Source organism: Herbiconiux sp., from assembly GCF_023264855.1.
Classification (GTDB): Bacteria; Actinomycetota; Actinomycetes; order Actinomycetales; family Microbacteriaceae; genus Herbiconiux.
In genome coordinates this window covers 15,189-33,653 of record NZ_JAHFUW010000020.1, presented here as the reverse complement: position 1 = coordinate 33,653, position 18,465 = coordinate 15,189, and the positions used below count along the sequence as shown (strand labels likewise).

The following is an 18,465-nucleotide window of genomic DNA, read 5'->3' as shown; positions in this document are numbered from 1 at the left end:
CGAAGCCGCCGCCGCGGCCGGGTTCGCCGCCGCCCCGCTCACGCTGGAGGAGTTCGGCGGTCACACCTCGGCGATCATGGCCAACCTCGAGAGCGTCATCGACGGCAAGACCGAGGCGGCGACCCTCGCGCTGATCGTGCTGATCGCCGAGGGTCACCTGCTGGTCGAAGACGTGCCCGGCGTGGGCAAGACCACCCTGGCCAAGGCGTTGGCGACGAGCGTCGGATGCACCGTCAGCCGCATCCAGTTCACCCCCGACCTGCTTCCCTCCGACGTCACGGGCGTCTCGATCTACAACCAGGTCGACCACGCCTTCGAGTTCAAGCGCGGCGCGGTGTTCGCCAACATCGTGATCGCCGACGAGATCAACCGCGCCTCGCCGAAGACCCAGTCGGCGCTCCTGGAGTGCATGGAAGAGGGGCAGGTGTCGATCGATGGCACCACGCATCCGCTCGAACCCCCGTTCATCGTGGTGGCCACCCAGAACCCGATCGAGATGGAGGGCACCTACGCTCTCCCCGAGGCGCAGCGCGACCGTTTCATGGCCCGCATCTCGATGGGGTACCCGGATGCCGCCGCCGAGCTCATCATGCTGCACAACCGCGAGAGCGTCAGCCCGCTGGATGCGCTGCGGCCGGTGGTCGACAAGCCGCAACTCGCGGCGATGATCCTCACCGCCCGCTCCATCTACGTCAGCCGTGCGGTGGAGTCGTATGTGGTGTCGATCGTGCAGGCCACGCGGGGGCACCCGGAGTTCCGTCTGGGATCCAGCCCGCGCGGCACCCTGCACCTGGTGCGCGCCGCGAAGGTGCTGGCCGCCCTGAGCGGTCGCGAGTTCGTGGTGCCCGACGACGTGAACCAGCTCGTGGTGCCCGTGCTCGCCCACCGCATCGTCGCCACGCGGCGAGCGGCCAGTGACGCCCGCGGAGGCGGAGCCGAGGCCATCGCGACCGCGCTGCGGGCGATCGTGGCGGCCACCCCGGTGCCGCTCAGCAGAACCCGCACGAGCTGATCCGGCGCCGATGGCCGCTCATCGCCCACCTCGCTCCGTTCCGCGGCCTACCGCGCGCGGCTGGGGGCTGATCGCGGCCGCCGTGGTGGTGTTCGTGCTCACGCAGGTGTTCCGGCGCCAGGAGCTCGCCTACCTCGCCTGCTTCCTGCTCGCCGTACCGGTGTTCTCGTTCGCCTGGGTGGTGCTTCGCCGGATCGCCATCTCGGTGCGCCGCCGCTTCGCCCCCGAGTCGGGGTCGGTCGGTCAGCTGGTGGTGGTCAACACCTTCCTGCAGAACTGGGGGAGCGTGCGCACCCCCGCCGCCGTCTGGTCGGAGGGCGCCTCCGCCCCCGTGCGGCCCAGCCCGCCGGCAGCGCTGGACGCGCTGCCCGCCTACCTCTCCTCGGCGCTGGACGAGCCGGGCGTGACGCAGCTGCGGTACCGGCTCGACACCCGGGTGCGGGGAGCGCACGAGATCGGGCCGTTCACCCTCACGCTGAGCGATCCCTTCGGCTGTGCCCTCCGGCGCTTGACCTTCGGCTCGACCGACACCGTCCTGGTGACTCCCGAGGTGTTCGAGCTCGCCCGGATCGACCTCCGGCTCGCCACCGGCGACGGCGCCGAGCAGGTCTCCCGGCGTCTCATCGGCGCCGGCGAGCAAGACGTGATCGCCCGCAAGTACCTGCCGGGCGACTCCATCCGGCGGGTGCACTGGCCCGCCACCGCCAAGCACGGCGAGCTGATGGTGCGGCAAGACGATCAGCGCAACGACCAAGACGCGGTGATCCTGCTCGACGCCGCCTCCTTCGCCGATCGGGAGAGGGCGGCCGGCCGTTCCCAGCGGGGCGCCGGCGAACCGGATGCGGCCTTCGAGTGGGCGGTGAGCGCCGCCGCGTCGATCGGCGTGCACCTGGTGACCGAGGGCTACGGCGTGCGGATCGTCGGGCACTCCCTGGGTCGGCACGAGCCGCAGGCCGACGGCTCGTTCCTCGCCCCGCACGGCCAGTCGGCGCTGGTGCGTGAGCTGGCATTCGCGCGGAGCGACGGGCCGGACGACGCGGATGCGTTCCGCGCCGCCGTCGCGGAGGCCTCCCTCACCTCGCCCGACGCGCCGCCCGTGTTCGCCCTGGTCGCCGAGCGCGACGAGCCCGCCGGGAGGCCCGGCCCCCGGGGCGGCGCCGGCCCGCTCGCCGCGTCCCGGCTGCGCGATCTCGCGGCGATGTCGTCGCATCCGGTCGCCTTCGTAGTCGGCCGGCCGGGGGCCGTCGGTTTCGAACTGCGGCAGGCCGGCTGGAACGTCGTCCCCGTGGGATCGTCCGATCGGCTCGCGGAGCTGTGGCGGTCGCTCGGCGAGGCGCGGGGGATCGCATGAGCTCCCGCCGATCCGCCCGCCCGTTCGCCTCCGGTGCTCTCCCCGGCAACCGCCGGCCCGCCCCCCAGATCCGTCGCGAGGCCCGCAGTGGCGCCTGGAAGAGCTCGCTGGCGGTCGCCGTGTGCCTCGGGGCCGCCCTGCTCGGGCTCGCCCCCGTGCTGCAGGGGCTCGGCTGGTGGTTCGCCACGATGAGCATCGTGCTGCTTCTGCTCGGGGTGATGACCGCGCTGCGGGCCTGGGGGGCACCCGAGTTGGTGGTGATCGCGGCGGGCGCGGTGGTGTGGGCCGCCCTGGTGCTGGTGCTGTACGCCGGTGACAGTCTCTGGTTCGTCTTCCCGACACCCGCCACGCTCACCGACCTCTCGGTCGATCTCGCCGACGCGGGCCTCTCCATCGCCCAGCAGGAGGTGCCGGCGGTAGCCGACGGTCCCATCCTGCAGCTGATGGTGATGGCGGTCGGACTGATCGCCATCGTGTCGGACGGGCTCGCCACCGGGCTGCGGGCGCCGGTGCTCGGCGGGCTGGGTCCGCTGGCCGTGCTCGCGGTGGCGCCGCTCGTGCGGCACGTCGACCCGAATGTGCCGGTCTACGTGGCCACGGCGGCGGCCTTCCTGCTGATGCTCTGGTGCGGCTCCCGGATCGGTGTCGACGGGCCGCGCGGCCCGAGGCTGCGCGGCGGGGGCGGTCGCAACCCGCTGCTCGCGGTCGGGATGTCGGTGGCCGCGATCGCCGCGATGGTCGTGCTGCCCGCGATCACGCCGGGCCTCACCGCCGATTCACTCGCCGAGGAGTCGGGCACCGGCCGATTCCCCTCGGTCTACGCCACCGGGGTCGACCCCACCATCCAGCTCGGCCGGGATCTGCGCCGCAGCGATCCCCTGCTCTCCCTGACCTACAGCACGACCTCCGAAGAGGGGCTCTACCTCAAGATGGTCAACCTGGGCGATTTCTCGACCGGCCTGTGGGAGCCGGAGTCGCCCTACGACGCGGTGGGCTACGACGGGCAGGATTTCGGCACGCCGCCCGGACTGGCCGCCGACGTGCCCACCGTGCAGTCCTCGACCTCGGTGTCGATCGCGGCCCTGCGCAGCGACTGGCTGCCGCTGCCGTATCCGACCCAGAAGGTGGAGCAGCTGAGCGGTGACTGGCTGCTCACCCCGGGCACCTTCACGGTCACCGACCTGCGGGGCGACACGCGCGGTTTGAACTATCAGGTCACGGGCCTGGACATCCAGCCGACCGCCGAGCAGCTGGCAGCGGCGGGCGCCGTGGTGCCGGATGCGATCAGCGGCTTCCTGGCGCTGCCGCCGGATCTGCCGCCCGTGATCGCCGAGACCGCGGCCACCGTCGCCGGGGGAGCGGCCACGAACTACGACCAGGCCGTGGCCCTGCAGGAGTACTTCCGGTCAGGGGAGTTCCGGTATTCGCTCTCCGCTCCGGTCAGCAACGGCTACGACAGCGACAACGCGCTGGCCATCGCCGACTTCCTGGCTCAGAAGGAGGGCTACTGCGTGCATTTCGCCGGCGCGATGGCCGTGATGGCGCGCACGCTCGGCATCCCGTCACGGATCGCCGTGGGCTATGCACCCGGGCAGCAGGCCGATGACACCGCCGACGGCCTTCCCGTCTACGAGGTCTACACCGATCAGCTGCACGCTTGGCCCGAGCTGTACTTCGACGGCATCGGCTGGCTGCCCTTCGAGCCCACTCCGGGCCTGAACATCACCCCACCCGACTACAGCCTCCCCGACTACGCGCAGGCCGGCGCCTCGGGCAGCGCCTCGACATCTCAGCCGAGCAGCACCTCGACGGCCGCGCCCAACGAACGCCCCGACATCCTGAACGGGCAGGGCGCGCAGAGCCCCGAGCAGATCGCGCTCGGTCAGCTACGCGGCTGGGGGGTCTTCGCCGCGATTCTGGGCGCGATCGCCGTGATCGGCCTCGCGCCGTTCTCAGTGCGCCGGATGCTCCGGCGACGGCGTCTGCGCGAGCTCGACACCGCAGCTCTGCCGGGCACCCTGGCCTGGACCGAGCTCGAAGACACCCTCGACGACTACCGGGTGCAGCGCTCCGCGGGGGACACCCTGCACGATCTCGACCGGCGCGTGCGGGAGGAGCTGACGCTGCCCGAAGGCGCCCTCGAGCGACTGCGGCTGCGGGTGGAGTTCGAGCAGTACGCGCATCCCGAGAGCACGGATGCGGTGCGGCGCGCCGGCATCCGGAGCGATCTCGAAGCGCTGATCAGGGCGCTGGAACTCGGCGCGAGCCGTGCCGAGCGCTCCCGTGCCCGGCTGCTGCCGTTCTCACTGCTCAGCCGTCTCCGCGGGCGCCGTGGCCGGACGACGTCCGCGCCGGGGTCGCTCGTTCCGTAGCGGGCGGCCGAGCGCGGCGAGACCGCCGGGAAGCAACTCGAGGTCGTCGAGCCAGCCGAGTGCCGCATCCGCGAGCCGGCCCTGCGCCAGGGCGGTGGGGGAGTTCTGCGTGACCGGCGAGTTCGGCCCCGCCTCGTCGCTGTGCTCGTGCCAGGCGCGGCGATAGCGCTGAAGCAGCGTGCTGCCTGCCGCGTCGTCGAGGCTGCCGACCAGCAGCACTTTGAACACCATGTCCGGCCAGGCGGATGCGGTGTCGACGGTCGTCTCGGCGAGCCACTCGTCGCGCACCAGTCGTCCGTCGGTGGTGAGGCCGTAGAGCGGGAGCCCGTCGTCGGTGCTCCCCGCGATGCGCACCAGGCCGGCCGTGCTGAGCCGATCGAGGGTGGAGTAGATCTGGCCGACGTTGATGCGGCCCACGCGGTCGGTGCGCTCTTCGAGCTCGCCGTGGATCTGCAGGCCGTACGCATCCGCCGTGCCGAGCAGGAACAGGATGCCGGAACGGATCGACATCGCCCTCCATCCTTCGGCCTCGCGGTGGTGCCAGAAAATACTCTCTCAGTATACATCTGTGAGTTCGCGACACCCGGGATGACACGGTTGTGATTCGCGGTGCGGCGACGGCATAATGTGAGCACAACCGAATAGTGCCGCCGCATCATTTGCGCTCATCCATTCACAGGTCGTTGGGGAAGACGTACCTCACGAATGGAGAGAAAAATGGCGGCAATCGTTGCTCGCGGGGTGGTCTACGTCCACTCCGCGCCCCGCGCGCTCTGCCCCCACGTCGAGTGGGCCGCAGGTCGCGCTATCGGTCGTGCCGTGAACTTCGACTGGATCGAGCAGCCGGTACTTCGCGGTTCCCAGCGGGCCGACTTCTATTGGGAGGGTGCGCCCGGTACGGGTGCCGCCATCGCCTCGGCCCTGCGGGGCTGGGAGCACCTGCGCTACGAGGTCACCGAAGACGCCAGTGAAGGCACCGACGGCGGCCGCTGGATGCACACGCCCGACCTCGGCATCTACTACGCCCAGGTCGATGCCTCGGGCAACACCGTCATCCCCGAAGACCGCATCCGCAACGCCATGGAGGCGGCAGGCACCAACGCCCTCGAGCTGCACCGCGAACTCCGTCTGGCCCTCGGCCAGGCCTGGGACGACGAGCTCGAGCCCTTCCGCTACGCCTCCGACATGTCCCCGGTCATCTACCTCCACCGGGTTGGTTAGGTGGGGGCCGGGCTACGCTCGGCCCTCACCTGCTTCGCCGGTCCCTGCCCGGCGAAGCGCGACATGTGATCATGCGGTCGGAGAGCGCGGCCTGCGGTCGCACTCTCCGGCCACACGCTCACCCTGGGTCGTCGAGTAGGGCCCGTTGCGTTCGGTCTTGTACCGCCCGATCAGGCAGTCTTGAAGGCTACTACCGCGTTGTGGCCGCCGAAGCCGAACGAGTTCGAGATCGCCACAAGCTCGCCCTCGGGGAGCTGGCGCGGCTCGCGCACGACGTCGAGCGGGATGTCCGGGTCTTGCTCGGACAGGTTGATCGTGGGGGGAGCGGTGCGCTCGTGCAGGGCGAGCACCGTGAAGATGGCCTCGATCGCACCCGCACCACCCAGGAGGTGGCCCGTGGAGGCCTTGGTGGCCGACACCGGGATGTCGTGCAGGCGGTCGCCGAAGACGTGCAGCAGCGCCTTGTACTCGGCGATGTCGCCGACGGGCGTCGAGGTGGCGTGCGCGTTGATGTGGGCGACGTCGGAGAGCTGGAAGCCCGAGCTCTCGACCGCGGCGATCATGGCGCGCGCAGCAGCCGATCCCTCGGGGTCGGGCGCGGTGATGTGGTACGCGTCGCTGGTGACCGCGCCACCGAGCAGCTCGGCGTAGATCTTCGCGCCGCGGGCCAGCGCGTGCTCTTCGGTCTCGAGCACGAGGGCGGCCGCGCCCTCGCCGAGCACGAAGCCGTCGCGGGTGAGGTCGTAGGGGCGGGAGGCGGTGGCCGGGTCGTCGTTGCGCTTGGAGAGCGCCTGCATCGAGGCGAACGCGGCGATCGGCAGCGGGTGGATGGCCGCCTCGGAGCCGCCGGCGATGATGATGTCGGCGTAGCCGGCCTGCAGGTGCTCGTAAGCGTTGACGATCGACTCGGTGCTCGAGGCGCAGGCCGAGACGACCGTGCGGGCGCCGGCGCGGGCGCCGAGCGACATCTCGATGGCGGCCGCGGGGCCGTTGGGCATGAGCATGGGAACCGTCATCGGCAGAACGCGGCGCGGGCCCTTCTCGCGCAGGGTGTCCCAGGCATCCAGCAGCGTCCAGACGCCGCCGATGCCGGTGGCCCAGTCGACGCCGAAGCGCTCGGGCACGACCTCGGGGGAGCCGGCATCCGCCCACGCGTCGCGCGCGGCGATCAGGGCGAACTGGCTGCCCGGGTCGAGGCGCTTGGTCTCGATGCGCTCGAGCACCTCGGCGGCGGCCACGCGGGCCTGTGCGGCGAAGGTGACGGGCAACTCGCGTTCGGCCACCCACTCCTGCGTGAGCGTGGTCGCTCCGGACTCACCGGCGAGCAGGTTCTTCCAGCTCTCGGCAGCGGTTCCGCCCAGGGGCGAGGTGGCACCGATACCGGTGACGACGATCTTCTTGCTCATGGTGAAACTTTCTGTGGGTGGTCAGTCCAGGTGCGCCGGGATGGCGCCGTGTGCACGGGTGTGCTGTGGGGCCGGCAGGATCGTGTGCCTTCGGGCGGCGATCCTGCCGGCCATCCGCGGTGGGCCGGGAATCGCTTCCCGGGCCGGATCGCGTCTCAGGCCTGGGCGGCGACGATGAAGGTGACGGCGTCGCCGACGGTCTTCAGGTTCTTGACCTCTTCGTCGGGGATCTTGACGTCGAACTTCTCTTCGGCGTTCACGACGATCGTCATCATCGAGATGCTGTCGATGTCGAGGTCGTCGGTGAAGGACTTGTCCAGCTCGACAGTGTCGGTCGCGATGCCGGTCTCGTCGTTGATGAGCTCAGCCAGTCCGGCCAGTACTTCTTCGGTGGACAATGCCATTGTTCTCTCCTTGGGGTGTGTTTGACCGAGACTTAGTTTAGAGGGTTGCTCATGGCAGAACGACGACCTGCGCGCCGAACACGAGGCCCGCGCCGAAGCCGATCTGCAGGGCGAGGCCGCCCGAGAGCTCCGGCCGCTCGTTCAGGAGCCGGTGCGTGGCGAGCGGGATCGATGCCGCCGAGGTGTTTCCGGTGGTCTCGATGTCGCGGCCGATCGCGACCGACTCCGGCAGCTTCAGCTGCTTGGCGAACTCGTCGATGATGCGCATGTTCGCCTGGTGCGGGATGAAGGCGGCGAGGTCTTCGACCGTGACGCCGGCGGCCTCGAGGGCCTGCTTGGCGACCTTCACCATCTCCCACACGGCCCAGCGGAACACGGCCTGGCCGTTCTGCCAGAGCGTCGGCCACTCCGTCTCCTGGTCGCGGAACTGGATGCTGGTGCCGGTCATGTGGATCTCGTCGCGCTTGGTGGCATCCGAGCCCCACACCGTCGGGCCGATGCCCACCGTGTCGCTCGGGCCTACCACCGCGGCTCCCGCGCCGTCGCCGAGCAGGAACGAGATGGAGCGGTCGGTGGGCTCGACGTACTCCGAGAGCTTCTCGGCGCCGATCACGAGCACGTACTCGGCCATGCCGGAGCGGATCAGGGCGTCGGCCTGGCCGATGCCGTAGGCGTAGCCGGCGCAGGCCGCGCTGATGTCGTAGGCGGCGGCGAAGGGGGCGCCGATCCGCTCGGCCACGTGGGTGGCCAGCGAGGGCGTGATCACCGGGTTGGAGATCGTGGAGACCAGGATGGCGCCGATCTGCGACGGCACGATTCCGGCGCCCTCGATGGCCTCCTTGGCCGCGGCCTCGGCCAGGTCGACGGCGAAGACGTCGTGCGAGGCACGCTTGCGCTCGACGATGCCGGTGCGCTGGCGGATCCACTCGTCGGAGGAGTCGATCGGGCCCACCAGGTCGTCGTTGACGACCGAGAGGTCGCCCCGGGCGGCGCCGATGGCGTAGATGCGGGTGAACTCGGGTCCGGTGGACTGCTTGAGTGTGGGCTTGGTCATGGCGTGTTCCGCGAGGCCTTCCGTGGTCGTAGGGGGTGTCGGATGCGGCGGTCGCTCAGGCGGCCTGGTCGAGCAGATCGAAGGCGGCGGGCAGGTCGTCGGGCGTCTTGACCGCGACCGCGGGCACGCCCTTGAGGCCGCGCTTGGCGAGTCCGGTGAGGGCACCGGCGGGAGCCACCTCGATCAGGCCGGTCACGCCGGCGGCGGCGAACGACTCCATGCAGAGGTCCCAGCGAACGGGGTTGGACACCTGGCCCACGAGCAGCTGCACGAACTCGGCGCCACTGGTGACCAGCGATCCGTCGCGGTTGGTCCAGATCGGCAGCGTCGGGTCGCTCGGGTGCACGGTCGACGCGACGGCCGCGAGGCGATCGACCGCGGGGGCCATGTAGTGCGTGTGGAACGCTCCGGCCACCTGCAGCGGGATGACCCGCACACCACGCGGGGCGGCCTCGGCGAGCCGCGCCAGCGCATCCGGAGCACCGGCCACCACGATCTGCCCGCCGCCGTTGTAGTTCGCGGGCAAGACGCCCTGCTCGTGGAAGAGGGTGAGCAGCTCGGTCTGGTCGCCGCCGACGACGGCCGCCATTCCGGTCGAGGTGAGGGCTGCGGCATCCGCCATCGCCCGGCCGCGTTCGCCCACCAGGCGCATCGCATCCGGATTGGTGAGGATGCCGGCTCCGGCAGCCGCGGCGATCTCGCCGACCGAGTGACCGGCGATGCCGCCGACCCGGTCGCGACGGCCGTCGGCGAACAGGGCGTCGAGGGTGAGGATGCCGGCTGCCACGATCAGCGGCTGCGCCACCTTGGTGTCGCGGATGGTGTCGGCGTCGCTCGTGGTGCCGTGCGCCACCAGGTCGACGCCGGCGCTGTCACCGAGCTCGACGAGTGTGTCGCGGAACGAGGCTTCGGCGATCCAGGGTTCGAGGAATCCCGGGGTCTGCGACCCCTGGCCGGGGCATACGACGACGATCATGACTTCAGTCTCCCAAGAGTTCGAGCAGAGGCTGTGTCGATCGTGACCAAGAGATCGCGAAAGACACTGGAGGATAGTGACAAGCGGTCGGGGCGCACCGTCATCGGCGCGGCCCCGGGGAATCGTGGTCGTTCATCGACCCGAGGATGAGCGCCGACTGCAGGATGAGGGCCTCCCGGGCACCCGTCGCATCCCAGCCGATCACCTGGGTGACCCGCTTCAGCCGGTAGCGCACGGTGTTCGGATGCACGAACAGCTCCCGGGCGGTCGCCTCGAGCGAGCGGCCGTTGTCGAGATAGCACCACAGCGTGGTCATCAGCTCGGGGGATTGGTCTTGCAGCGGCCGGTACACCCGGTTGACGAGGGTGGAGCGAGCCAGGGGATCGCCCGCCAGCGCACGCTCGGGCAGCAGGTCGTCGGCGAGCATCGGCCGCGGGGCGTTGCGCCAGGCTCGCGCCACGGCGAAGCCCGCGAGGGCCGCCTTCGCGCTGCGGGACGCGTCCACGAGGCTCGGCACCTCGTGGCCCAGCACCAGGTAGCCGGGCCCGAAGCCGGGCTCCAGCTTCGTCGCGATGTCCAGGAACGACAGCGCCGTCTCGGGCGGCGCCGCCGAGGTCTCCTCCTCGGGCACGGCCGCGTCCAGCGGGTTCAGCCCGTTGGCGGGCTGCGCCCGGCCGATCACGAGCACCAGACGGCCGCCCTGCACGCCGATCAGCAGGTCGGCGTTGAGGTGCCGCGCCGTGCGGCGCAGCTGGTCGACGTCGACCTGACGGGGCGTCGTGCCCACCAGCACGCTCACCTCGCCGTGCCCGTGCCAGCCCAGGGCCGCGATCCGGCTCGGCAGCTCGTCGTCGTACTCCCCGCTCAGGATGCTGTCGACCACGAGGGCCTCCAGGCGCGCGTCCCAGAGACCACGGGCCTCGGCGGCGCGGGCGTAGACGTCGGCCGCCGCGAACGCGATCTCGCGCGAGTAGAGCAGCATGGCCTCGCGCAGCGAGGGGTCGGAGCCCGCCACGCGGTCTTCGACCACCTCGACGACCACCCGGATCAGCTGCAGCGTCTGCTGCAGGCTCACAGAGCGCAGAAGTTCCCGGGGCGCCGAGCCGAACACGTCGGCGGCGATCCAGGTGGTGGTGGTCGGGTCGTCGTACCACTGGATGAACGACTTGATGCCGGCCTGCGCCACCAGGCCGACGGCCGAGCGCCGCCCTGGCGGCATGTCGCCGTACCAGGGCAGCGTGGCGTCGAGACGCTTGATCGTGGCCGTGGACAGTTCGCCCTGGATGGTGCGCAACCAGGCGAGGGTCTGCGCCTTCGTCTTAGCGGCCATCGGGATGACCTCCGGCTCGACGGCTTCGGGGCAGCGGCGTCCCGACCACGATCATCGCTGTGCTCCCGCGCGTCGGCGTCAGCTCTCGCCGCCGGCCGAACCGGAGGTGCCGGCGGTCACGTCGTACAGGCGGTACTTCTCGATCGCCCAGGAGGGGGCGTTCTGGTCGACCTCGCCGCGGGCGGCGAGCTGCTCGAGAACGCGCACGACCACCGAGGGGCCGTCGATCTTGAAGAAGCGACGGGCGGCGGCGCGGGTGTCCGAGAAACCGAAGTCGTCGGCGCCGAGCGTGGCGTACTCGCCGGGCACGAACTGACGGATCTGGTCGGTGACCGCGTGCATGTAGTCGGAGACCGCGATGAACGGGCCGGGAGCATCCTGCAGCTTCGAGGTGAGGTAGGGCACGTGGCGCTCCTCGGTCGGGTGCAGGAAGTTGTGCTCCTCGGCACGCAGGCCGTCGCGGCGGAGCTCCGTCCACGAGGTGACCGACCAGACATCCGCCGAGACGCCCCAGTCGTTCGCCAGCAGCTCCTGGGCCTCGAGAGCCCACGGCACCGCGACGCCGGAGGAGAGGATCTGGGCCTTGGGGCCCTCGGTCCAGCCCGACTTGAGCTTGTAGATGCCCTTGACCACGCCGTCGACGTCGAGACCCTCGGGCTCGGCCGGCTGCACGTGCGGCTCGTTGTACACCGTGAGGTAGTACATGACGTTCGGGTCACTGTGCGCCCCGCCGTACATCCGCTCGAGACCGTCGCGCACGATGTGGTTGAGCTCGTAGCCGTAGGCCGGGTCGTAGGAGACGACCGCGGGGTTGGTGGCCGCGATCAGGTGCGAGTGGCCGTCGGCGTGCTGCAGGCCCTCACCCGTGAGGGTGGTGCGGCCGGCGGTGGCGCCGATCACGAAGCCGCGCGCCATCTGGTCGCCCGCCGCCCACAGGGCGTCCCCCGTGCGCTGGAAGCCGAACATCGAGTAGAACACGTAGATCGGGATCAGCGGCTCGCCCTGGGTGGAGTAGCTCGTGCCCACCGCGGTGAACGCGGCGAGGGCGCCCGCCTCGTTGATGCCCACGTGGATGATCTGCCCCTGAGGGCTCTCCTTGTAGGCCAGCAGCAGCTCGCGGTCGACGCTGGTGTACGTCTGGCCCTTGGGGTTGTAGATCTTGTTCGACGGGAAGAACGCGTCCATGCCGAAGGTGCGCGCCTCATCGGGGATGATCGGCACCACGCGGTTGCCGAAGTCCTTGGCGCGCGTGAGGTCTTTCAGCAGACGCACGAACGCCATCGTGGTGGCGATCTCCTGCGTGCCCGAGCCCTTCTTGAGCGTCTGGTAGCTGGAGTCGTCGGGCAGCGTGAAGGCCGTGTGCTTCGTGCGGCGCTCCGGCACGTAGCCACCGAGCGCGCGGCGGCGCTCGTGCAGGTACTGGATGGCCTCGTCGTTCTCGCCGGGGTTGTAGTACGGCGGGAGGTACGGGTTCTCTTCGAGCTGGGCATCCGTGATCGGGATGTGCATCTCGTCGCGGAACGTCTTGAGGTTGTCCAGCGTCATCTTCTTCATCTGGTGGGTCGCGTTGCGGCCCTCGAACGACGGGCCGAGCCCGTAGCCCTTGATGGTGTGCGCCAGGATGACGGTGGGCTGGCCCTTGTGCTCGCTGGCCGCCTTGAACGCCGCATACACCTTGCGGTAGTCGTGGCCGCCGCGCTTGAGGTTCCAGATCTGGTCGTCGGTGTAGTCCTTGACCAGCTCCAGGGCCCGCGGATCGCGGCCGAAGAAGTTCTCGCGAACGTACGCGCCCGACTCGGCCTTGTACGTCTGGAAGTCGCCATCCGGAACCGTGTTCATCAGGTTCAGCAGGGCGCCCTCGGTGTCGCGGTTGAGCAGGTCGTCCCACTCGCGGCCCCACACCACCTTGATGACGTTCCAGCCGGCGCCGCGGAAGTAGCTCTCCAGCTCCTGGATGATCTTGCCGTTGCCGCGCACCGGGCCGTCGAGGCGCTGCAGGTTGCAGTTGATGATGAAGTTGAGGTTGTCGAGACCGTCGTTGGCCGCCACCTGGAGCTGGCCGCGGCTCTCGACCTCGTCCATCTCGCCGTCGCCGAGGAAGGCCCAGACCTGCTGGTCGGAGGCGTCCTTGATGCCGCGGTTGGTGAGGTACTTGTTGAGCTGGGCCTGGTAGATCGCGTTGATCGGGCCGAGACCCATCGACACCGTGGGGAACTGCCAGAACTCGGGCATGAGCCGCGGGTGCGGGTAGGAGCTGAGCCCGCCGCCGATGTGCGACTTCTCCTGACGGAAGCCGTCGAGCTGGTTGGCGCTCAGGCGGCCCTCGAGGAAGGCGCGGGCGTAGGTGCCGGGGGAGGCGTGACCCTGGATGAAGATCTGGTCGCCGCCGCCCGGGGCATCCTGACCCCGGAAGAAGTGGTTGAAGCCCACCTCGTAGAGGGCGGCGCTGGAGGCGTAGGTGCTGATGTGGCCGCCGACGGCGATGCCGGGGCGCTGCGCGCGGTGCACGAGCATGGCCGCGTTCCAGCGGATCCAGGCGCGGTACTTGCGCTCGAGGTTCTCGTCGCCCGGGAACTCGGGCTCGTTCTCGGGGGCGATGGTGTTGATGTAGTCGGTCGTCGGAACCATCGGCACGTTGAGGTGCAGTTCTTTCGAGCGCTTCAGCAGGCTCAACATGATGTCGCGCGCGCGGCCGTGGCCCTGAGCGGCGACGAGGGCGTCGAGTGATTCATTCCACTCGGCGGTCTCCTCCGGATCGGAATCCACGTGTCCAGCCGAATACGGGTCCTGGTCGTTGACAGTCACCGGCGACCTCTTTCTGTTGTCTGTTTGTGTACAGAACGATGGGATGTCAGGCGCAGGCACCGGGGATGGGGTGGCGAACGCCACAGACCAGCCTAGTGACTATTTCCACCACGATCGCGCCACTGGGATGGAGGTTTCCGCTGGGCGGCAGCTGTGCGGGACGGGCCCGGCGCTTGGCGGAGCGCCACATCAGGTCTAGTGTGGGGACGCGTTTGCCGGAAAGACGTCCCGGCAGTGGAAAGGAAGCCTCCATGGCTTTGGAGAACGACACTCTCGCACCCGACTTCGATCTTCCCAACCAGTACGGGGAGCGGATCCGCCTGAGTCAGTTCCAGGGCAAGAAGCCCGTCGCACTCGTCTTCTTCCCGCTCGCCTTCTCGGGCGTGTGCACGAGCGAACTCTGCACGCTCGAAGACAACCTCGCCCTGTTCAAGGATGCGAACGTCGAACTCATCGGCATCTCGGTCGACTCGAAGGCCACCCTGCGCGCCTGGGCCGAGAAGGAGGGCTACGACTTCACCCTCGTGGCCGACTTCTGGCCGCACGGCGACGTCGCGAAAGACTACGGCGTGTTCTTGGACGAGAAGGGCTTCGCGAACCGCGCGACCTTCCTGATCGACGAGAACCGCATCATCCGTGCCTCCTTCATCACGGCCCCCGGCGAGGCCCGCTCGATCGCGGCCTACCGCGCCGCCCTCGAAGACCTGGTGCCCGCGCGCGTCTGACGCCGGTGCGCCTCCGCGCATCCGGGATCACGCGCATCCGGAATCAGCCGAGGAGGCTGACTCCGCGGGCTATGACGAGGGCCAGCAGCACGAAGCCGGCGAAGGCTTCGAGGCCCATCAGGAGCTTCGAGCGGTGCGTGAGCGGCATCGTGTCGGTAGGGCTGAACGCCATCGAGTTCGACAGCGAGAAGTAGAAGTAGTCGACGAAGCCGGGCAGCCAGTTGCTCGACTTGCTCGAGTGGGCGGCGACCTCGGGGGAGGCGTCGTGGTCTTCGTCCTGCGGAAAGCGGAAGTCGGCCGGCGGGAGCGCATCGCGGCTGCGCTGCGTGCGCACGACGGGGCCGCCGCGATCGAGCTCCCAGTAGAGCAGCGCGAAGCCGATCACGTTGGTGAGCCACACCTGCAGGGCGGCCAGCAGCAAGGTCGGGCCGTCTTCGGTGTTGGAGACGAGCAGGTAGACGAGGAAGACCAGGATGATCTGGTTCGTCGCGCCGATCACCAGCACCAGGATGACGCCGAGCCGTCGCGACCACGCGGTCTGGCGCACCATCCGGTGCGGGTTGATGATGATCACCGCCACGAGCAGGGCGGCGCACACGGCGATCACCGCGTAGCGCCCGTAGCCCAGCAGATCGTTCGGCAGAACGGCGTAGCTCAGGATGATGGCGAGCACGCCGATGGCGGCCGGCCAGCGATGCTCGGCCTGGGCGCGCTCGTGCTTCTCGTCGGGCATGTCCCTGAGCCTAAGCCTGTATGCTTTTGACGCGCCGCACGGCGCGAGGGGGCCTTTAGCTCAGTTGGTAGAGCGCCACGTTTACACCGTGGATGTCATCGGTTCGAGCCCGGTAGGGCCCACTCGCAGCAGCGTGCGGTTCAGCTCCCGGTCGGCGTGCGGAGTTCAGCGCCCCCGCACGTCGCGCGAGCGGCGGGCGATCGCCTCACGGATGCCCTCGTCGTCGACCTCGATGTCGCCCGCGTCGTCGGGGCCGCCCTCGCCGGGAACGGATTTCACCGCCGAGGCATCGATCTCGGGATCGTCGAGGTGCGCCGAGGATCGCGGATCCTGCTGCGCCGATTCGGTCTCCCGGCCGCTCGCCGGGCTGTAGGACTCGTCCTTGCGGACGGTCCCTTCGTCGTTACCGCTTTGAACTGCCATGCTCCGACGCTACGACCGATCCGGATCGCGGCAACCCCCTTGCCCTCCGGGCCGATGCGCGCCGGCTCGTAGGATTGGAGGCGACACCGCTGTGACGGCCGAATCGGATGGGGACGATGAGAGCGATCCAAGCGCACCGCATACCCGCGATCGACATCGCGCGCGGGTGGGCCGTGCTGACGATGTTCATCGCCCACACCCAGCCCGACGACGAGGGCGGGTTCTTCGGCCGGCTGCTCGCGGTCGCCGGCGGCGGGGAGCGGCCGCGCACGCTGTTCGCGATCACGGGCGGCATCGCGCTCGGGCTGTTCGTGGCGTCCCGGCTACGCGAGGGGCAGCTTCTGGGCGAGGTGCGGCGCACGGTGGCCATCCGGGGCATCTTCCTGGTGGCCCTGGGCCTGTTCCTGCAGACCATGTCGTCCGGCGTCTCGATCGTGCTCGACACCTGGGGTCTGCTGTTCCTGATCGCGCTGCCGTTCCTCGTGACGAAGTCGCGCGCGCTGCTGATCGGCGCGGCCGTGCTGCTCGTGATCGGCTCCGCCATCCGGGTCGCCGTGTCAGGACGGGCGAGCGCGTTCGTGCTCGAGCACACCGAACTGGCGCAGCTGTCGGACTGGTTCACGACCGGCAGCTACCCGCTGCTGATCTGGGCGGCCTTCCTCGCCGTCGGCTTCGCCGTGTCGCGGCTCGATCTGACGACGCGACGCAGTCAGCTGATCATCACCGGTTCCGGCGCGGTGCTCACGATCGCCGTCGTGGCGGCCCTGGTCTCCGACGGGGACGCCCCGCTGACGTTCCCGCAGGAACTGCTGCGGCACATCGCCGCCATCGGCGCCGCGCTGCTGGTGGTGGGCGTTCTGCTGCTGCTCACCTCCGGCCGGAACGCCCTCGCCCGGGTGCTCGGCATCGTGCTCTGGCCGCTCCGGGCCGTCGGCTCGATGCCGCTCACGGTCTACACCGCTCATGTGCTCGCCCTGACGGTCTGGTACAGCTCCGACGCGCCCGGGTACGGCACCTGGGAGCCTTTCGTCGTGCTCACCCTGTGCAGTCTGGTGTTCGCCACCGTCTGGCGGCTCACGATGGGCCAAGGGCCGCTCGAACGGCTGATCGCCCTCGTGTCACGGCCGCCGCGCTTCCGGGTGAATCCCGGAGGCCCGGCCTAGGCGGGGTCGCCGGAATGACGGTCGTTCAGCCGAGCAGCTGCTGCCAATCTGCTGGTACTCGCTCGGCCGGTCCGGGAACCGTCTGCGACTCCGGATGCGACGTGGGGGCGGCCAGGGCGATCGCCGTCTCGGCGTAACGGCCGGTTCCGAAGTCCCAGAACCAGTCCTCGCCCGGTTCGAAGCTCTGCATGATGCGGTGTCCCGTGGCGCGGAAGTGCGCCGTGCCGTGCTTGTTCAGCGAGTCGTCGCAGCATCCGACGTGCCCGCATTTCGCACAGCGCCGCAGGTGCACCCACCAGCTGCCGGTTTCGTCGCACTCTAGGCAGCCGGCCCCGCTCGGGGCGGCGGCGGGATCGATGTAGTCGTCGTGTTCTGCCATGCGTCCATCATGCCGCGCGTCGACGCCGAGCGCGTCGCATCCGCCGATCTGTTGTGCACAACTTGATTGGGCACAATGGTGCTACGCTCGCAGCATGCAGACGACGACCGCCGGATCGATCCCCGTGGATCAGCAGATCTGCTTCGCTCTATACAGCGCCTCGCGCTCACTCACCGCGCTCTACCGCGACCTCCTCGCGCCGCTCGGCATCACCTACCCCCAGTACCTGGTGATGCAGCTGCTCTGGCAGGGCGAGCCGCGCACGGTCGGCGCCTTGGGCGAGCGCCTCGAACTCGACAGCGGAACCGTGTCGCCGTTGCTGCGCCGCCTGGAGAGGGCCGGCCTGCTCGAGCGGCGCCGATCCGGCATCGATGAGCGAACGGTGCTCGTGCACCTCACCGACGCCGGTCGCGCTCTCCGCGAGCAGGCGGCCGACATCCCCGAACGCCTCTGCGCCGCCACCGGGCTCGAGCTCACCGACATCGCCGCCCTGCGCGAGCAGGTTTCGCGGCTGAACCGCAACGTGCGCGGTTCGCTCGACCTCGCGAGCCGCTGACGACCGTCCCTCCGTCCCTCACATCCATCACAACGCAAGGAGAATCATGCCCACTCGCACCGCTCGTACCGCCTGGAACGGCAGCCTGGAGACCGGCGAAGGCCAGGTCGAACTGACCAGCTCGAAGCTCGCGACCTTCGACGTCTCGTTCCCGAAGCGTGCCGCCGACGAGGCCGACGGATCGACCAGTCCCGAGGAATTGCTCGCCGCTGCGCACTCGGCCTGTTACGCGATGCAGTTCTCCGCCCTGCTGGGAGCCGCGGGCGGAACGGTCGAGGCGCTCGACGTCAAGGCCGACGTGACCCTCGGGCCCGACCCGGAGGGCGGCTTCCGCCTCTCCGGCATCGCCCTGACGGTGCGCGGAGAGGTCTCCGGAATCGACGCCGCCGCCTTCGCCGAGGCCGCCGCGGCCGCCAAGGCGAGCTGCCCCGTGAGCAAGGCCCTCACCGGGGTCGAGATCACCCTCGACGCCGCACTCGAGCAGTAGCAGCCCGACGGATGCCCGGGGCGGGTGGGAATCCCCCCTCGCCCCGGGTGACCGGCGGCCCGGCATGC

18 protein-coding genes and 1 tRNA gene are annotated in these 18,465 nt (G+C 69.9%); 9 read left to right on the top strand and 10 right to left on the bottom strand.

The genetic code is table 11. From position 1 onward, the window contains the following. Nucleotides 1–76 precede the first annotated feature (76 nt). The 3 genes from Q0D75_RS10020 to Q0D75_RS10010 are packed head-to-tail and all read left to right on the top strand — an operon-like array spanning nt 77 to nt 4,735. Nucleotides 77–1,012: an AAA family ATPase gene (locus Q0D75_RS10020; RefSeq protein WP_291052727.1), complete on the top strand. Its 936-nt coding sequence runs from the start codon at nt 77–79 to the stop codon at nt 1,010–1,012. A gap of 10 nt (nt 1,013–1,022) precedes the next feature. Next, nucleotides 1,023–2,363 carry a DUF58 domain-containing protein gene (locus Q0D75_RS10015; protein WP_291052640.1) on the top strand — a complete coding sequence of 447 codons (1,341 nt, stop codon included), beginning with the start codon at nt 1,023–1,025 and terminating at the stop codon, nt 2,361–2,363. Further along, entirely contained in the window at nt 2,360–4,735 is a 2,376-nt protein-coding gene (locus tag Q0D75_RS10010) for a DUF3488 and transglutaminase-like domain-containing protein (RefSeq protein WP_291052638.1), read from the top strand. Before Q0D75_RS10015 ends, Q0D75_RS10010 begins: the two co-directional genes overlap by 4 nt. On the opposite strand, the gene Q0D75_RS10005 is transcribed toward Q0D75_RS10010, so the two are convergent. Next, nucleotides 4,667–5,245 (bottom strand): PadR family transcriptional regulator, encoded by a 579-nt coding sequence (locus tag Q0D75_RS10005; RefSeq protein WP_291052635.1) that lies wholly within the window; start codon nt 5,243–5,245, stop codon nt 4,667–4,669. The genes Q0D75_RS10010 and Q0D75_RS10005 overlap by 69 nt on opposite strands. A 207-nt stretch (nt 5,246–5,452) precedes the next feature. Here Q0D75_RS10005 and Q0D75_RS10000 point away from each other — a divergent pair, with 207 nt between their 5' ends. Beyond that, entirely contained in the window at nt 5,453–5,956 is a 504-nt protein-coding gene (locus Q0D75_RS10000) for a DUF3145 domain-containing protein (protein WP_291052632.1), read from the top strand. A gap of 170 nt (nt 5,957–6,126) precedes the next feature. Here the strand turns inward: Q0D75_RS10000 and Q0D75_RS09995 are convergent, their stop codons facing one another. From Q0D75_RS09995 to aceE, 6 genes are all read right to left on the bottom strand, one after another. Beyond that, nucleotides 6,127–7,362, bottom strand: a complete 1,236-nt coding sequence (locus Q0D75_RS09995; RefSeq protein ID WP_291052629.1) for a beta-ketoacyl-[acyl-carrier-protein] synthase family protein — start codon at nt 7,360–7,362, stop codon at nt 6,127–6,129. 155 nt (nt 7,363–7,517) lie between these two features. Further along, nucleotides 7,518–7,766, bottom strand: a complete 249-nt coding sequence (locus Q0D75_RS09990) for an acyl carrier protein (RefSeq protein WP_137837315.1) — start codon at nt 7,764–7,766, stop codon at nt 7,518–7,520. A 49-nt stretch (nt 7,767–7,815) separates the two neighbouring features. Beyond that, a complete protein-coding gene (locus Q0D75_RS09985; RefSeq protein WP_291052624.1) occupies nt 7,816–8,820 on the bottom strand; it encodes a beta-ketoacyl-ACP synthase III in 1,005 nt (334 codons plus the stop codon). A 55-nt stretch (nt 8,821–8,875) separates the two neighbouring features. Beyond that, a complete protein-coding gene (locus Q0D75_RS09980; protein WP_291052622.1) occupies nt 8,876–9,796 on the bottom strand; it encodes an ACP S-malonyltransferase in 921 nt (306 codons plus the stop codon). Nucleotides 9,797–9,896: 100 nt separating this feature from the next. Continuing rightward, entirely contained in the window at nt 9,897–11,126 is a 1,230-nt protein-coding gene (locus Q0D75_RS09975) for a helix-turn-helix domain-containing protein (RefSeq protein ID WP_291052619.1), read from the bottom strand. 78 nt (nt 11,127–11,204) lie between these two features. Further along, entirely contained in the window at nt 11,205–13,931 is a 2,727-nt protein-coding gene (gene aceE / locus Q0D75_RS09970) for a pyruvate dehydrogenase (acetyl-transferring), homodimeric type (RefSeq protein ID WP_291052616.1), read from the bottom strand. Nucleotides 13,932–14,182: 251 nt separating this feature from the next. On the opposite strand from aceE, the gene Q0D75_RS09965 reads away from it, so the two are divergent. Further along, complete coding sequence (locus Q0D75_RS09965; RefSeq protein WP_291052613.1) at nt 14,183–14,656, top strand: peroxiredoxin; 474 nt, start codon at nt 14,183–14,185, stop codon at nt 14,654–14,656. A 43-nt stretch (nt 14,657–14,699) separates the two neighbouring features. Here Q0D75_RS09965 and Q0D75_RS09960 read toward each other — a convergent pair whose 3' ends face one another. Continuing rightward, nucleotides 14,700–15,389: a hypothetical protein gene (locus Q0D75_RS09960; RefSeq protein WP_291052610.1), complete on the bottom strand. Its 690-nt coding sequence runs from the start codon at nt 15,387–15,389 to the stop codon at nt 14,700–14,702. 49 nt (nt 15,390–15,438) lie between these two features. Here Q0D75_RS09960 and Q0D75_RS09955 point away from each other — a divergent pair. Further along, a tRNA-Val gene (locus tag Q0D75_RS09955) sits at nt 15,439–15,511 on the top strand. 43 nt (nt 15,512–15,554) lie between these two features. Here Q0D75_RS09955 and Q0D75_RS09950 read toward each other — a convergent pair. Next, a complete protein-coding gene (locus Q0D75_RS09950; RefSeq protein ID WP_291052607.1) occupies nt 15,555–15,812 on the bottom strand; it encodes a hypothetical protein in 258 nt (85 codons plus the stop codon). A gap of 116 nt (nt 15,813–15,928) precedes the next feature. On the opposite strand from Q0D75_RS09950, the gene Q0D75_RS09945 reads away from it, so the two are divergent. Continuing rightward, nucleotides 15,929–16,975: a DUF418 domain-containing protein gene (locus Q0D75_RS09945; protein WP_291052605.1), complete on the top strand. Its 1,047-nt coding sequence runs from the start codon at nt 15,929–15,931 to the stop codon at nt 16,973–16,975. 25 nt (nt 16,976–17,000) lie between these two features. On the opposite strand, the gene Q0D75_RS09940 is transcribed toward Q0D75_RS09945, so the two are convergent. Further along, nucleotides 17,001–17,354, bottom strand: a complete 354-nt coding sequence (locus Q0D75_RS09940) for a UBP-type zinc finger domain-containing protein (RefSeq protein WP_291052602.1) — start codon at nt 17,352–17,354, stop codon at nt 17,001–17,003. 94 nt (nt 17,355–17,448) lie between these two features. Here Q0D75_RS09940 and Q0D75_RS09935 point away from each other — a divergent pair, with 94 nt between their 5' ends. Together Q0D75_RS09935 and Q0D75_RS09930 are read left to right on the top strand one after the other, a co-directional pair. Continuing rightward, entirely contained in the window at nt 17,449–17,910 is a 462-nt protein-coding gene (locus tag Q0D75_RS09935) for a MarR family transcriptional regulator (RefSeq protein WP_291052600.1), read from the top strand. Between the two features lie 46 nt (nt 17,911–17,956). Continuing rightward, nucleotides 17,957–18,397 carry an OsmC family peroxiredoxin gene (locus Q0D75_RS09930; protein ID WP_291052597.1) on the top strand — a complete coding sequence of 147 codons (441 nt, stop codon included), beginning with the start codon at nt 17,957–17,959 and terminating at the stop codon, nt 18,395–18,397. The last annotated feature ends 68 nt before the right edge of the window (nt 18,398–18,465 follow it).